Origin of the sequence: Lentzea sp. CA-135723, from assembly GCF_050936595.1 — a bacterium.
Taxonomy (GTDB): Bacteria; Actinomycetota; Actinomycetes; order Mycobacteriales; family Pseudonocardiaceae; genus Lentzea.
Genome location: NZ_JBNJMK010000002.1, coordinates 716,867 through 731,247 on the forward strand (window position 1 = coordinate 716,867; position 14,381 = coordinate 731,247).

A 14,381-nucleotide genomic window follows, 5' to 3' on the forward strand; every position below is an offset into this window, starting at 1 on the left:
GAATCGATGTCGGACGGTGCCGCACCGGACGTCCCGCTGTCCAGGAACAGGAACTACACCATCCTCTGGACGGGCCAGCTGTTCTCCGAGTTCGCCGCGGAGCTGACGCTGATAGCGTTCCCGCTGCTCATCTTGTCGATGGCCGGGTCCCCGCTGCAGATGGGCCTGGCGTCCTCGGTCCTCGCGGTCGCCATGACCGCCGCCGTCGCGCCCGCCGGGGTGCTGGCGGATCGGTGGGACCGCAAGAAGATCATGCTGATCTGCCAGGCGTTGCGCGCACTGGCCATCTCCAGCCTGGCGGCCGCGCTGTACCTGGACTCCTACACGTTCGGGCACCTGCTGGCCGTCGCCGTGGTCGAAGGCGTGCTCGGGTCGGTGTTCCAGCCGGCCGAGCACGCGGCGCTGCCGACCGTGGTGCCCGAGTCGCAGCTGTCCAACGCCGTCGCCCGCAACGCGGCCCGCCCCTTCGTGGCGATGCTGCTCGGCCCGGTCGCGGCAGGCTACCTGTTCGCGCTGAACCCGATCAGCCCGTTCCTGGCGAACGCCGTCATCCTGACGATCTCCCTGGCCACCATGCTGTTCCTGCGACTTCCCCGCGGTGGTGCCGGCGCCGAGCCGGCCGGTGAGCCCAGGCCCCAGGCCGGTTTCGGCGGGCAGTTCGCCGAGGGGGTGCGGTGGATGCTGGGCCACCGGGTCATCCGCACCACCATGGCGTGGGCGGTCGTCGCCAACATGGTCTTCTCGGCACTGCTGATCATCATCCTCACGATGTCCAACGAGGACGAGGTCGGGCCGGGCGAGATCGGACTGATGATGGCTTCCTTCGGCCTTGGCGGCATCGCCGGCGCGATGGCGGCGGGCTGGCTGCACGACGTGCTGAAGCCGTCCGTGGTGGTGCTCGGCTTCAGCTGGATCCTGCCCGCCGCGGTCGCCCTCATGGCCGTGGTCCCGACCGGCCTCCCGCTCGGTGCGGTCCTCGGAGTCGCCGCGTTCTTCGCGCCGGTGGCCAACACCGTGGTGATGACCTACCAGATCACCGCGACACCGGACGAGCTCCGTGGCCGGCTGTCCGGCCTGGCCGCTCTGGCGTCCGGTGCCGCCGCCGCGTTCGGGCCCATGATCGGCGCTTTCCTGCTGGCCGGTCTCGGTGACGGGCGCAAGGCCGTTCTCGTCTGCGCGGCAGGGCTTCTGGTGGTGGCGCTCGCCTCCACCGCCAGCCCGGTGCTGCGCCGGTTCCCCGCCGCCAAGCCCTCCGAGGCCGAGCCGGTGTCCGCCTGAACCTCGGCAAAGCCAACGGCCCTGCTGCTCCGTGCAGCAGGGCCGTTGGCGTCCGGCAGGTCAGAAGGTGCCGGTCCAGTGGAGCTTCCTCCAGGTCGCCGCCCAGGTCTCCTTGCGCCCGCCGCACACCAGGATCTCCTTGTCCTGGTTGATGTTCGGCAACGCGAAGGTCAGCTTGCCGCGGACCTCGCAGCTGGTGAACAGGTCGCTGAACGAGGCCTTGTCGACGCCGACCGCGATCACCAGGGTCTTGTCGTCTCCCGGGACGCCGAAGCCGGCGTAGGAGTTGTTGCCGCTGTAGGCCCTGGGCAGCCCGGCGCCGTACCTGTCCACCGCGCCGGCCTGGCTGTAGTCGTGACCGTAGACGACCGTCTTCCGCTGGTCGTCCTCCGAGAGGTCCCGGTAAACGACGGCCACCTGGTTCGCCAGCTCCTCCGCACCGGTCTGCCCGGTCTGCACCTCACCACCGAGCCCTGCCAGCACCGGGTTGTCCAAATAGGACTGGACGGGCAGGATCGGCAGCACCACGAGCGCGTTCAGCACCGCGTTGGCGACCACCGCGACCACCAGGATCGTCTGCTTCGACCGGGTGCGCGCCCACCGGGCCGCGGGCACCGAGCCGATCGCCACGAGCGCCACGAGGATGCCCTCGTTGTAGCGGGGGAAGCCGCCCAGCGCCAGCAGCGCGACGACGATCAGCAGGTAGGCCAGGCCGATCGCCCGGTAAGGACGCCAGTCCGGGCGGCGCAGCAGTGCCACCAGACCACCGATCCACACCGGGGCCAGCAGCAGGCCGCCGAACAGGAACTGGCCGATGACGAAGCTGATCGCCGTGTTCACGTCCGGCGAACCGGACAGCTCTCCTGCCACGGTGAACTGCGGCCACCCGTGCGTTGCCTGCCACACCAGCGCGGGCGCGGCGATCGCCAGCCCGAGCAGGACGCCGAGCACGAGGAACCTGTCCCGCAGCAGTGCCCGGCCGGGGGTGAGCAGCAGGCCACCGAGCAGGCCCAGCACCAGCAGCACCACCAGGTTCTTCGACTGCAGGCCGATTCCGGTGACCAGCCCGATCGCGAGCCACAGCCGCGAGTTCCCCGTGCGGACGAGCCGGATCAGCAACCAGCAGACGGTCAGCCACACCAGGTGGTCGACGGCCGTCGGGTGCAGGGTGTGCCCGGCCGCGAGGGAGCTCATCGCGCCTCCGGCCGCGGCCGCCGCGAGCAGTTGCGCCGCCCCGCCGCCGCCCATCTCCCGTGCGATCAGCCCGGCGACGACGACACCGATGCCGGCCAGCAGTGCGGGCACGACGCGCAGCGCGGTGACGGTGTCACCGAACAGGGCTGTCTGCACCGCGGCCAGCAGCGCCACCAACGGCGGCTGGTCCTCGTACCCCCAGTCCAGGTGGCGCCCGGCCACCCGGAAGTACAGCTCGTCGAGGTAGTAGCCGTGCCGGGGAGCCAGCACCAGCAGCAGCGCGGTCATCGCACCGCCCGCCGCGACCAGCACGGGCCAGCGCACCACCGGTGCGGCAGGTGGCGGCGTGGCCACCTCGGTCATTTCCTCTGCGATCGACATCGTCCCCACTTCATCCCGTAGTCCGCGAAGGCCAGTGTCTCCAGGCGAGTTGCTGCCAGGTAAGGAAGTTCGCTGGTGGTTCAAGTTCCACCGGTGCAGGTTGACTGCACGGGAAAGCTTCCAGGTGAGTCCGCCGCGAACGGTCCGTCCCGGCCTTTTCCCTGCTGGCAAAGGGAATCCGGGCTGTTAGCGTTTGCGTCGTCCTATCCCGGCGGACATCTGTGCCGGCGGTGAGTTCGGCGGGCGCGGGGGAATGCACGTCCTTTCGAGCACCGGGCTCCAAGCAGCTTGATCTGTCGCCTATCCCAAAGGTGCTTGTGAACAGACCATGACGACGACCGTGAGTTCTTCAGCCCAGCTGGGCAACCTGACCCAGTTCGAGTACCTGGCGCTCAACAGCCCGCTCAACCTGTCGGACGGCCACGCCCGCCAGGACCTCACACCAGGCCAGATCCGGATCATCGACGACCTGCCCGTCCTGTGGGAGGAGGCCGTCAAGCTGCCGGTCGAGGAGGTGGAGACCTCCGCCAAGCAGGCCTACTTCGAGCTGCTCGGCCAGCACAGCTTCCCGTCCGACAGGGTGCTGAGCTGCTACTCCTCCTCGGTCGCGATGGAGATCTTCGCGCGGTCGCTGGCGACGAGGGCCGAGGCCATCGGCCTGATCCACCCGACGTTCGACAACATCCCGGACATCCTGCGGGGCGTCGGCCTGCGGCTGGTGCCGGTGGAGGAGGAGGTGCTGCACGCGGGCGACCTGCCCGCCGAGCTGCTCTCCGAGGTCGGCTGCGTCTTCGTGACGACGCCGAACAACCCCACCGGCCGGGTGCTGCCCGCCGACCGGCTGCGGCGGCTGGCCGAGCAGTGCGCCGAGCACGACGTGGTGCTGACCCTGGACACCTCGTTCCGCGGCTTCGACACCGACGCCCACTACGACCACTACGCGATCCTGCGCGACAGCGGCTGCCGCTGGGTGGTCATCGAGGACACCGGCAAGCTGTGGCCCACCCAGGAGCTGAAGATCGGCTTCCTGGTGTCCTCCGAGCACGTCGGCCTGCCCGTCGACGAGATCTACTCGGACATCCTGCTCGGCGTCTCCCCGGTGATCATGGGCATGATCCGGCGGTTCTCCGAGGACGCCGCAGGCGGTGGTCTCGGTGAGCTGCACCGGTTCATCGCGCGCAACCGGGCCACGTTGCGGTCCGTCCTCGCCGACGTGCCGGGCGTCAGCTTTCCCGACATCCACAGCAGGGCCAGCGTGGAACGCCTGCACGTCGGCGATCGGCTGGGCCTCGAAGTGTGGTCGCGGGTGCAGGACTTCAACGTGTTCGTGCTGCCCTGCCAGAAGTTCCACTGGGCCCGCCCGCACGAGGGCGATCACCTGCTGCGCATCGCCCTCTCCCGGTCCGAGTCGGCGGTTCGAGGTGCGGCGGAAGCGCTGCGCGACGTGTTGCTGACGGGATGAGCCTCCAGCTCTCCTCGCGGGACAGCGCCGGACCGTCCTCGCACGACCGGCACTGGCGCGCGGGCACCGTCCAGGCGGTGCCCCCGCCGGGGGCCGTGGATCTCGGACCCGGTTACCTGGAACCAGGTCTGCTGCCGGTGGACCTGATCGGCGAGGCCTACGCCAGGACGGCGGAGGAGTTCGGCGCGGCGGCCCTGAGCTACGGCGAGAACCGGGGCGCGCTGCCGTTCCGGCAAGCGGTCGCCGAGCGCACCGCCGCGCTCGACGGACTGCCTTGCGGCCCGGAGAACATCCTCGTCACCGCGGGAAGTTCCCACGGCCTGCACCTGCTCGGCACGAGCCTCGCCAGGCCGGGGCAGCAGGTGCTGGTCGAGCGGACCGGGTACGACTTCGGATGGGCCGTGCTGCGCGACTGCGGTCTCGCTTTGCGTTCGGTGGCAACCGATTCCGACGGCATGGTGCCCGCAGCGTTGGACGAGGCGTTGCGCGCCGCCGCGGGGCGGGTGGCGTTCGTCGTGCTCACCCCGACCTTCCACAACCCGACCGGCACGGTCATGTCGTTGCGGCGCAGGACCGAGGTGCTGGAGGTGGCCGCCCGCCACGGGGTGCTGCTGGTCGAGGACGACGCCTACGCCGAACTGGACCTGGACGGCACCGGCGCGCCGCCGTCGCTGGCCTCGCTGGCAGGTCAGCGCGGGGTGGTGCGGCTGCGGACCGTCTCCAAGGTCCTCGGCCCCGGACTGCGGCTGGGGTGGATGCAGGCCGACCGGGAGATCACCGACCGGTTCGCCGCCCACGGCCTGCTGCTCAGCGGTGGCAGCGCCAACCACCTCTGTTCGCTGGCTGTGGCGACCCTGTTGCGCGACAACGGGTTCGACCGGCACCTCGACTGGTTGCGCGTCCGGCTGCGCGAGCGGCGCGACGCGTTGTACGAGGCGATCACCGAGGAACTGCCAGGAGTCGTCGAGGTGCGGCTGCCGCAGGGTGGCTTCTTCCTGTGGCTTCTCGCGGAACAGGACGAGACCTCGTTGCTGGACAAGGCGATGGCCGCCGGCGTGGTGGTCGCCGCCGGCTCCCGGTTCGGCCGGACCGAGGTACCCGCCGTGCGCGTGTCGTACAGCTTCAACCCACCGTCGTCGCTGCGTGCCGCCGTCACCAGGCTGGCCGCCGCGTGGAAGGGGACGTCATGACCGACCGAGCGCCGTGGGGCTACAGCCTGCCGCTGTCGCCGTCCGGCAGATCCGCGATGCTCACCCCGCCGCCGTGGCACTTCTCCGGTGACGTCCTGATGGTGGACTACCGGGTGAGCCCGGAGGCCGCCGCCGCGTTCCTGCCACCGGAGCTGTCGCCCGGCCCTGACCCCGGCGCGGCGGCCGCGGTGTTCGCGCAGTGGCAGTGGACCTCGGACGACGGCGCCGAACTGGAGGACCCGCACCGCGGGCAGTTCGGCGAGTTCCTGATCCTGCTGGCCTGCGAGTTCGAGGGGGAGCGGCTGGCCAGGTGCCCGTACGCCTGGGTGGACCGCGCGGTGCCCCTGGTCCGTGGCTGGCTGCAGGGGATGCCCAAGCAGTTCGGCGAGATCCACCAGACCCGGCCGGCCTCCGTTGGCCGGGCCGGACCGCGGATCGCGCCCGGCGGACGGTTCGCGGGTTCGGTGTCCGTGCTGGGCCGCCGGGTAGCCGAGGCCGCCGTCACCCTGCGCTCCCAGGCAGCCGAGCCGCCGCACCTGCACACCGTTCCGCTGGCGCACAACAGAGTCACTCCACCCTGGCTGCCAGGCGAGGTGGCGGTCTCACAGCTGGTCGCTTCCGCAGTGGACGGTGTCGAGTTCTCGCCGGTGTGGTCGGGAGACGCCGAGCTGACCCTGTTCGACGAGCTGCCCGCCGACCTGGCGGACCTGGGCCTGCTGGCCCCGGTGAGCGTGGGACAGGGGCACTACTTCTCCTACGCCGAAACACTTCACGGCGGCCGCCCGCTCAGTTCATGAGGCGACCAGCCCGTTTTCCCGTGGCGCGAAGAATCTGGTGGCCGGCACGCGGTCGCGCCACTCTCGAGATCAGCTGAATTCCTCCACAAACGACTGGGGCACATCGTGACCGCCGAACTCCTGGAAACGCAGCGCCTTCTCAGCGCTGCCGAGATCTACAACTCGACACTCGCGTCGTGGGCCATCAGCGCCGCCTGGGAACTGGGCGCCCTCGACGAACTGAACGAGCACGGCAAGCTGGACGCCATCGAGTTCGCGACCCGCAAGAACCTCGACCCCGCCTCCACCGTGGGCATGTTCGCCGCCCTCGCCAGCGTGAAGGCGGTGCACCGGGAGGACGCCCTGGTCTGGGTGGGCCCGAACTTCGAGGAGGTGGAGAAGTACCGGTCGATCTTCCACTGGCTGGCCCGGGGCTGCTCCGGCCTCTTCACCGAAATGCCTTCCGTGCTGCGCAACGAGAACCGGAAGGGAGAGGACTTCTACCAGCGCGACGCCGGCGCGATCAGCTTCGCCTGCCGAGAGATCAACGGCCGGTTCTGGGACCCGACCTTCTGGCAGGTGATGAACGGAATCGACTTCAAGTTCACCCACGTGGCCGACCTGGGCAGCGGCAGCGCCGCCCGCCTCATCCAGATAGTCCAGCGCTTCGAAGGAACCACCGGCCTGGGCATCGACATCGCCCAGGGAGCACTGGACTTCGCCGCCACCGCGGTCGCCGAGGCCGGCCTGTCGGACCGCATCTCGTTCGCCCTGGACGACGCCCGCAACCTGAGCGCGAAGCCGCAGTACGAAAAGGTAGAGCTGCTGACCTGCTTCATGATGGGCCACGACTTCTGGCCCCGCGACAACTGCGTCCGCAACCTGCGCAACCTGCGCGCCCTGTTCCCGAACGTGCGCAAGTTCCTGCTGGGCGACGCCACCCGCACAGTAGGCATGGACGACGCCGACAAGCCGGTCTTCACCCTGGGCTTCGAGGTAGGCCACGACATGATGGCCACCTACATGCCCACCATCGACGAGTGGCTGGGCGTCTTCGGCGAGGCAGGCTGGCACCTGGACAAGATGCACCGCATGGAGATCCCCACCGCGTCCGTGATCTTCGAGCTGAGCTGAGCGGCAACCGGCCGAAACTTCGAGCTGTCGACTCCGCTATCCGGTCGGGTGCGCTGCATGCTGCCCCGGACGATCAGGCTGGAGCGCGCCACCAAGTCGTTCCACGACCGCGGGTCGAGGCGCGGTCAAATCCTGTCGCCCGACAGCCAGAGGGCTTTCGCAGCTCAGACCCTGCGGAAGCCCTCCTTCGCGATCTTGCCGAGTTCTGCTGCATCGACCACGCCAAGGCCGACGGGCTGAAGATGACGGGAGAGCACTTCGTGACCCTCGGAGCCGGGGACTTGCACGAGATCGTTTTTCGTAGGGCCCGGCTTCGGGCGGGCTACCCAAGGATGGGAGCGGGCTGAGCTGAGGATTTGGCCGACTCTCTAGTTGTCGAGGAGCGCTTCCCGCTGACGCGCCCCGATATGTCCGAAAGCGGTGGAGGTAGGTGCTGACCCGCCTGAAACCTGGTTCAACCCCGTGCGCCGCTTGGTGCTCATCTCAGCTGATCGGCCACACCCAGCCTCGACTCTTGCTGCCCGTCCCGGTGGAAGCGGAGGCGATTGAGGTAACCGACTCCGGCAGGACGACCTCGACATGGCCGGAGTACTTCGAGTTCGGCAGGATCTGGTTCGGCATGGCGCCGGTGAAGTCCAGACAGGAGCCCGGCTTGGCGTCGTGGACGAAGCCGTCCGGACTGATGCCCTTCATCGAGAACGGGTTGAAGATCCCGGCAGCGTAGAAGCTCTGGTCCTGACTTAGTTCGCCGGTCGACATCGACACGTGCAGCACGACCGTCTTGCTGCCTGCGTCGGCTTTCGTGCCGTACTGGCCGCAGGCGGGGTTGGTCTCGATGCGTTCCACCACGAACTTCAGCCCGCACGACGCTTCGGTCTGGCAGTTCAGGCCGCCCTGTTCGCCGATCTTCTTCGGGATGAACCCCTGCGGAGTCAGGCTCGGGCTCGGTGCGGCCGTCGACGTCGAGGTCGGCGCTGGGCTGGGACTCGGGTTCGGAACAGACGACGAAGAGGTCGACGCTACTGGTGCGGCGGCGCACCCCGCTACCAACGTGACGAGCAGGGCCAGGGCGGGAACGAAACGCATGGTCGGCCTGTCGCGGGTGACCTCGGCATTGTTACAACGAGTCACCTGACTTGCCGCGGAGCTGAACGCCGGGCTGCTAGTCGATCTTTTCGGCGGACAGGAGGATCTTCGTGTTGCAGTCGACGATCGTGCCGGCCGCCACGTTCTGCTTCGTGGTCTTCCAGTTGCGGTCGTTGATGAGCAGCCGGCCCTGGCCGCTGGCGTCTTCCTCGGTCAGGAAGAACAGGCCGGCCTTCTGCATGGTGTCCTGCGCGGTCTGGTGGATCATGCCGACGACGTTGGGGACGGTGCAGGTCTTGGCGGCCGGTGCGGGCGCGGGCGCGGCCGTGGTCGACGCGGCCGGCGCCGTCGTCTGGATCGGCGCGGCGGTGGTCGCTGCCGGTGGTGTGGGCGTGCTCCCGGCGGTCGTCGAGGACGGCGGGGTTCCACACGCGGTGGCGGTGAGCAACAGCAGAAGGACGGCAACGGCAATGCGCATGTGTGGCCTGTCGCAACCCGCCAAGATCGTGTTACGCGGTGTCACTCGACGGAGAGGTGGTGTCAGGGCCGAGCCACGGACGCCAGCAGGTTCGCGGCCACGACGCGGAGCTTGACGTTGTCGCGTTGGGAGCTGTGCACCAGCTTTGCGAACGCTTCGTCGGCGGTGCACGCGTGCACCGCCATGAGCACTCCCTTCGCCTGGTCGATCACCGCCCGGGAGTTGAGTGCCCGCTCCAGTTGTTCGACCTGCCGCTGGGAGCGCTGCCACCGTTGTGAGCTGGTGATCGCGGCGGATGCGGCGGTGGTGAACAGGCGCAGGAGCCCCGCGTCGAACGGATCGAAGGCCGTTTCGGTACAGCTGTAGACGCTCAACGATCCGATGTGGCGTGCCCCGGTGCCGTCCGTTGCCGGAAGCACCACCGGGACCGACAGATACGCGCGGACGCCCCGTTCGCTGGCTGCCGCCTCGAACTCCGGCCACCGTTCGCGGTGCTCGCCGACAGCCGCCCGCACCACTTCGAGCACCCGCGCGGACTCCAGGCTCGGCCCCCGGCCGGCGCTGTGCTGCTTCTCGTCGATGTCGGCGAGGGCGGCGTCCGTGGTCGCTGCCAGGCGGTGCTGGTCGTCCGCCATCACGGAGACGGTCACCGCGTCAGCGTCGGGAATCGCTCTGGCCGCGGTCTCCGCCAAGCGCTGCAACGCCTCGTCGAGAGGCTCCTCGCCGGTGAAGGCCTCGCGCAGAGCGTCGAGAGCGGCGGCCGTCTCGTCGAGGCGCGTCAGAGGATCCGGGCGGTCGCCGCTCGGCGGCACGGGTGCTGGGTTCGCGTGGCCGGCCATTCCGCGGTGCCCCTTCGTCAGGAATCGGAGTCGGCGGCGCCGGCTGCTTGACGCGCGTTCGGAGCATCGTACGGGGCCGGTGAGGTCCGCGTGCACTGGCCTGCGGTGGAGTCGAACAGGACCGGCGGTGTCGTCCGTTCGTGAAAGGACGGTTGTGCCCACCCGCGAATGGGAATGTGATGCGGGTGATGATCGACCACGATGGACCGGGGGATGCGCGCCTCGGCCGCGACACGCGGGAGTTGCTCGACCCGCACCACCACCGCGCGAGCATTCACGTCGGCGACCGGTTGATCGTCGACCCCGACCAGGTCCTGGCGAACGTCGCCATGGCGATGGAACGGCTCGACCTCGACACCAGCACACCGGTCAGCATCGAGGAGGACGTCGCGAGCCTCGAGGAACTGGTCGCCCTGGTCGACCACTTCGCCCAAGGGCCGTCGCTCGTCGCTCACACGCTCAACACCGCTGCCCGCGTCGTGAACGCTCGCTACCCCGCCGAGCTCGTTCACCGCCCGTTACCGCACGACTGCGATCTTCGCCGGCTCTTCCACGCGGACGTGGACGAACACAGCCAGAACATCGCCCGAGCGGTGTTCAACCAGCGGCTCGCGCAGGCCGCGGACGTGCGGGACACGGAGGTCGCGGTGGACCTCCACGGACTCACGTCGCAGCAACAGATCGAGGTGTTCATGGCGGTGTTCTTCTTGTACGGGACGAAGGTCGGGGCGTTGCAGAACCGAACCGGCATCCGGTGAGGCTGCGCGCGCCCGTGAAGCATTCCGAAGAGCGTCGACCTGCTCGGCGGGTGCTACGAGTTCTTGATCGAGGAGAGCAACGCCCTCGCGATGTCGCGCAACTTGACGTTCTGGTGCTGGGATCTCTCGACCAGCATCGTGAACGCTTCTTGCTCCGTGCAGCCGTGCACAGCCATCAGCACACCCTTGGCCTGCTCGATGACAGCCCGTGAGGCGAGGGCCTGCTCCATGTTCTGCACCTGCTCCTGGGAGTGCTGCCGTCTGCGCGCATCGGCGATGATGGCGCAAGCCGCCGTGGTGAACAGGCGCATGAGGCCCTCGTCGAACGGATCGAACGCGTCCGGTGTGAGGCTGTACAGGTTGAGCGAACCGACGTGTTCGGCGTCGTCGCGCTGATCCGCCGCCGCGAGGACCACCGGAATCGACAGGTAGGCGTGGACTCCGTGCCTGGCCGCCGCGTCCTCGAACTCCGGCCACACGTCGCGGTTCTCGCCGACGATGGCGCGAACGGCGGTGAGCGTGCGCGCGGACTCCAGACAGGGGCCGCGGTTGGAGCCGTACTGCTCCTCGTCGACCTGGGCTAGCCGCTCGTCGGTCGTCGCGGCGGTGCGGGGGCGCCGGGCCGCGATCACGGACACCGTCACGGCGTCCGCGTCGGCGATGGCGTTCTTCGCCGTCTCAGCCAGTTTCGACAACGCCTCGTCCAGAGTCTCCTCTCCGGTGACGACGTTGCGCAGCAGCACGAGCGCGTCCGTGGTCTCCTCGAGGCGGCTCAGCTGGTCCGGCTGATCTTCCTCCTCAGAGGAACTCGACAGCTCAGGCGCGTCCAATCGATCGGCCATGCCGCGGTACTCCGTGTTCGTCGGTGGAATCCACGGCGCCGACTGCTTGACGCACCAGCGCATCCTACGACGATGATCAAGAGGCCTCGGCCCGACACGGGCTCGAAAACGCGACCGGTGCCGGCGGAGGGCCGCTGGATGTTCAACCGCCTCCCGCCGGCACCGGCGGACCACCCGAAGATGGTCTACCGCGCGCGAACGCGGTAGACCATCTATACCCCGCGAATGTTGATCCCATTCTCGGCGTGACGATCAAGTTCGGCTTTCTCCGCCATACCCGTTCAGAGCCGGGGTCAGTCTCCGTTGGGGGCCAGCGATGCCAGAACGACGTGCTGAGCTGCGCGGACAGTGATCGAGAGGGTGGAAGGGGCCCGGCTCACGCGACTGCTGGCCGCGGTCATGGCACCGGAGAGCAGCTCAACGACGAGCTGCACGTCGTCGACAGCTCGGAACTCGCCTTTGGCCAGGCCGTCTCGGATGACCGCCTCCACCTCGGCCCCGATCGTGGTGAACGGGTTCTCCGATCCCGCCTGGAATTCGGCGACCAGAGAAGTGGCGTTCGGGAGGAACATCAACCCCATCTCGGGGTTCGTGGACGCGGTCAGAACCGCTTCGACGATCTCCGCCAGCCGGTTCGCGGCGGAATCGGACGAGCGCGCCGCGATCGTGCTCACCAGTTCGACCAACGGCCGGCTTGCTCGCCGGGCGAGTTCCAGGACCAGCGATCGCTTGTCCTTGGCGTAGTTGTAGAGGGTGTTGCGGGCGAGGCCGGCCTGGGCCGCGATGTGGCCCATGTTGATCGAGTCGTAGTCGCGTTCGAGGAGCAGGTGTCGCATCGCCTCGGTGAGGTCGGCCCACACCATCTCGTGGTGTTCCTCGATGGTGGCGGCTCGGATCCGCGGCATCTGATCGTTCTCCTCGCTCCTGGACGTCCTGCTGCCGCCTATTCTGCGGTGGACAGGTCCGCCAGTCGCGGCGCGTTCTCCTGGTGGGTCGCGGTCAGCTTGACGCGGTTGAGCCTCCACCCGTCGGGAGTGCGGACCGCCTCGTTGTCGTAGAAGCCGACGACCAGCCAGCACGGCGCGGCGACCTCGTCCGGGAACCAGTGCTCGGCACGGACGTGGGCGCGGACCTTGGCGGTGTCACCGTCGACCTCGACGACGTGCCCGGTGATGGCGTGGTGCGTCGCCTTGAACGCGGAGAACGTTCCGCTCAGGCTCTGCACGTAGGCGCTCAGCGGGATCGTCATCACTGGAGTGCCTGCCACGCTGGAGAAGTCGACCGTGAGCTCGTCGGTGAACGTCCTGGCGGGCAGCGTCGTGAACTCCCGCCGGTCCGAGATGGTGGCGTAGTTGCTGATCAGCTCGATGATCTCGGCTCGATCACTCGCGGTGCCCATGGGTTCCTCCCTGACGGTCGGCTGCAGCAACTTTTGCGACAACCTGTCGTAAACGTTACGACAGGTTGTCGCAAAGGGCAACGTGCAGCCGCTGACAGACTCGAGACGCGGCAACGACTTCTTGATTGATGTGACGCTGTCGCCGTGCAGTTCACGGAAACTGGCTGATCGCTACTGGGGAACCCCGCCGGGCACCAGGCCAGGCGGGGCGCGTGGGGTCAGCTCAGGGGGCGGGAGAACACCTCCAGCCGTGGCCGGGAATCGGCCGGGCCCTGCAGGACCGCGTAGAGCCGCTTGGCGTCGGCGGACCACGCCAGGCCGCGGTTCGCGAGCACCGAGCCGTCGAGGTCGTAGGACTTCACCGGTACCGTGCCGCCGAGCGGGAAGACCGTGACGGCCTTGTTCCTGGTGGTGTAGGCGCCCGTGGCGATGTGCTGGGTCGTCGGTGAGGCGGCGACCGCGTTCGGGTACGGCCCGGTGCTGTAGGAACCCCTGCCGGACAGGTCCACGGTCGCGAAGCCCTGCACCTGCGTGCGTGAACCCGATGCGGTGTAAGCGCTCGTGCCGTCTGGGCTGAGCGCGACGTCGGTCAGGTTGCCACCGGCGACGTCACCGGACGCGCCCGGCTCCAGCTTGCCGTCCGAGCCGGCCTGGTAGACGTGCACGCTGGTCAGGCTGGTGATGAGCTGGCTCGCCACCACGGTCGTGCCGGCCGAGGTGACCAGCGGTGCGCTCTGGAACAGGACGTCACCCTGCTCGTCGAGGCTCACCGGTGTGGCGGCGGCGACGTCGAGCTTGCCGACCCCGCCGCTCCACTCGTCCTCGCAGCCGTAGCCGAACCACACCACGGTGCCGGTGCGGGCGAGGTGCGTCGGACAGGTCCGCGCTCCCGTGGCGTAGCGCGCCTTCTCCGCGAAGGTCGTGGTGTCGACGGCGGAGATCGCGTCGCCCGCCGCCTGCGCCACGTAGAGCGTCTTGCCGTCCTCGCTCAGCACGAGGCCGGTGGCGCCGAACTGGTTGTCGATCTTCTTCTTCAGGCGTCCGTGCTCGTCGACCACGACGACGCTGTTCGAGGAACTCCCGCCGCTGACGAACACGCGCTCCTGCGCGTCGTCCACGACGAGGTCGCCGAAGCCGGGCAACGGCAGCGGGTCGTCACCCGTCGCCTGTGCGGCGGTAGCCGCCGAACCGAGTGCGAGCACCGTCAAACCGACGGCCAGAACTCTGCGAATCACCTTGACCCCCAGGATCAGAGCACGAAGTATCCACAGTGGACACTTCCCCCTTGTGCTGTGGTTCGATGGTGGCCCGGTTGCGGCGAGGTGCGCAACGCCGCACGGGTGGATTGCGCCGAACGGCGGATGGCGGGCATTGGTGGTATCTCTACCGTTGATGGTGCTTGCTGGGGGAGATGACTGTTGTGCCCGGGTTGGGGAATCCGGGCTTCGTGGCTGAAACGCTTGTCGCACAACCATGTGCTGACGGCGTGTGCTCGGCTGCTCCCCTTGGCGCGCGTAGGGGGAGGTTGACTGTGGGGACAGTCCGGAAACTCGGAACGATCACT

General features: G+C 68.7%; 14 protein-coding genes. 6 read left to right on the forward strand and 8 right to left on the reverse strand.

All coding sequences use genetic code 11. The features are described 5' to 3' along the window. Positions 1 to 6 precede the first annotated feature (6 nt). The gene (locus ACQEU1_RS39220) at positions 7 to 1,278 is read left to right on the forward strand and encodes an MFS transporter (RefSeq protein ID WP_433213878.1); all 1,272 of its coding nucleotides are present in this window, start codon (positions 7 to 9) and stop codon (positions 1,276 to 1,278) included. Between the two features lie 60 nt (positions 1,279 to 1,338). Here the strand turns inward: ACQEU1_RS39220 and ACQEU1_RS39225 are convergent, their stop codons facing one another. Then, complete coding sequence (locus ACQEU1_RS39225) at positions 1,339 to 2,853, reverse strand: glycosyltransferase family 39 protein (protein WP_433213881.1); 1,515 nt, start codon at positions 2,851 to 2,853, stop codon at positions 1,339 to 1,341. A gap of 328 nt (positions 2,854 to 3,181) precedes the next feature. Between ACQEU1_RS39225 and mppP the strand changes: the two genes are divergently transcribed. From mppP to ACQEU1_RS39245, 4 genes are all read left to right on the forward strand, one after another. Continuing rightward, positions 3,182 to 4,315: an enduracididine biosynthesis enzyme MppP gene (mppP, locus tag ACQEU1_RS39230; RefSeq protein ID WP_433213884.1), complete on the forward strand. Its 1,134-nt coding sequence runs from the start codon at positions 3,182 to 3,184 to the stop codon at positions 4,313 to 4,315. Next, positions 4,312 to 5,505 carry an aminotransferase class I/II-fold pyridoxal phosphate-dependent enzyme gene (locus tag ACQEU1_RS39235; RefSeq protein ID WP_433213887.1) on the forward strand — a complete coding sequence of 398 codons (1,194 nt, stop codon included), beginning with the start codon at positions 4,312 to 4,314 and terminating at the stop codon, positions 5,503 to 5,505. Before mppP ends, ACQEU1_RS39235 begins: the two co-directional genes overlap by 4 nt. Next, the gene (mppR, locus tag ACQEU1_RS39240; protein ID WP_433213890.1) at positions 5,502 to 6,302 is read left to right on the forward strand and encodes an enduracididine biosynthesis enzyme MppR; all 801 of its coding nucleotides are present in this window, start codon (positions 5,502 to 5,504) and stop codon (positions 6,300 to 6,302) included. Before ACQEU1_RS39235 ends, mppR begins: the two co-directional genes overlap by 4 nt. A 105-nt stretch (positions 6,303 to 6,407) precedes the next feature. Then, positions 6,408 to 7,415 carry an SAM-dependent methyltransferase gene (locus ACQEU1_RS39245; protein ID WP_433213893.1) on the forward strand — a complete coding sequence of 336 codons (1,008 nt, stop codon included), beginning with the start codon at positions 6,408 to 6,410 and terminating at the stop codon, positions 7,413 to 7,415. Between the two features lie 483 nt (positions 7,416 to 7,898). On the opposite strand, the gene ACQEU1_RS39250 is transcribed toward ACQEU1_RS39245, so the two are convergent. From ACQEU1_RS39250 to ACQEU1_RS39260, 3 genes are all read right to left on the reverse strand, one after another. Beyond that, positions 7,899 to 8,501 carry a hypothetical protein gene (locus tag ACQEU1_RS39250; RefSeq protein WP_433213896.1) on the reverse strand — a complete coding sequence of 201 codons (603 nt, stop codon included), beginning with the start codon at positions 8,499 to 8,501 and terminating at the stop codon, positions 7,899 to 7,901. Between the two features lie 76 nt (positions 8,502 to 8,577). Further along, positions 8,578 to 8,979: a PASTA domain-containing protein gene (locus ACQEU1_RS39255; protein ID WP_433213899.1), complete on the reverse strand. Its 402-nt coding sequence runs from the start codon at positions 8,977 to 8,979 to the stop codon at positions 8,578 to 8,580. A 62-nt stretch (positions 8,980 to 9,041) separates the two neighbouring features. Further along, positions 9,042 to 9,818 carry an ANTAR domain-containing protein gene (locus ACQEU1_RS39260; protein ID WP_433213902.1) on the reverse strand — a complete coding sequence of 259 codons (777 nt, stop codon included), beginning with the start codon at positions 9,816 to 9,818 and terminating at the stop codon, positions 9,042 to 9,044. A gap of 188 nt (positions 9,819 to 10,006) precedes the next feature. Between ACQEU1_RS39260 and ACQEU1_RS39265 the strand changes: the two genes are divergently transcribed. Further along, complete coding sequence (locus ACQEU1_RS39265; protein ID WP_433213905.1) at positions 10,007 to 10,576, forward strand: hypothetical protein; 570 nt, start codon at positions 10,007 to 10,009, stop codon at positions 10,574 to 10,576. A gap of 53 nt (positions 10,577 to 10,629) precedes the next feature. Here the strand turns inward: ACQEU1_RS39265 and ACQEU1_RS39270 are convergent, their stop codons facing one another. The 4 genes from ACQEU1_RS39270 to ACQEU1_RS39285 form a co-directional block, all read right to left on the reverse strand. Further along, positions 10,630 to 11,481, reverse strand: a complete 852-nt coding sequence (locus tag ACQEU1_RS39270; RefSeq protein WP_433213908.1) for an ANTAR domain-containing protein — start codon at positions 11,479 to 11,481, stop codon at positions 10,630 to 10,632. Positions 11,482 to 11,711: 230 nt separating this feature from the next. After that, positions 11,712 to 12,323 carry a TetR/AcrR family transcriptional regulator gene (locus ACQEU1_RS39275; RefSeq protein ID WP_433213911.1) on the reverse strand — a complete coding sequence of 204 codons (612 nt, stop codon included), beginning with the start codon at positions 12,321 to 12,323 and terminating at the stop codon, positions 11,712 to 11,714. Positions 12,324 to 12,361: 38 nt separating this feature from the next. Beyond that, on the reverse strand, positions 12,362 to 12,817 hold the full coding sequence (locus tag ACQEU1_RS39280) for a nuclear transport factor 2 family protein (RefSeq protein ID WP_433213914.1): 456 nt from the start codon (positions 12,815 to 12,817) through the stop codon (positions 12,362 to 12,364). A 218-nt stretch (positions 12,818 to 13,035) separates the two neighbouring features. Continuing rightward, positions 13,036 to 14,052 carry a hypothetical protein gene (locus ACQEU1_RS39285; RefSeq protein ID WP_433213917.1) on the reverse strand — a complete coding sequence of 339 codons (1,017 nt, stop codon included), beginning with the start codon at positions 14,050 to 14,052 and terminating at the stop codon, positions 13,036 to 13,038. Positions 14,053 to 14,381: the final 329 nt, after the last annotated feature.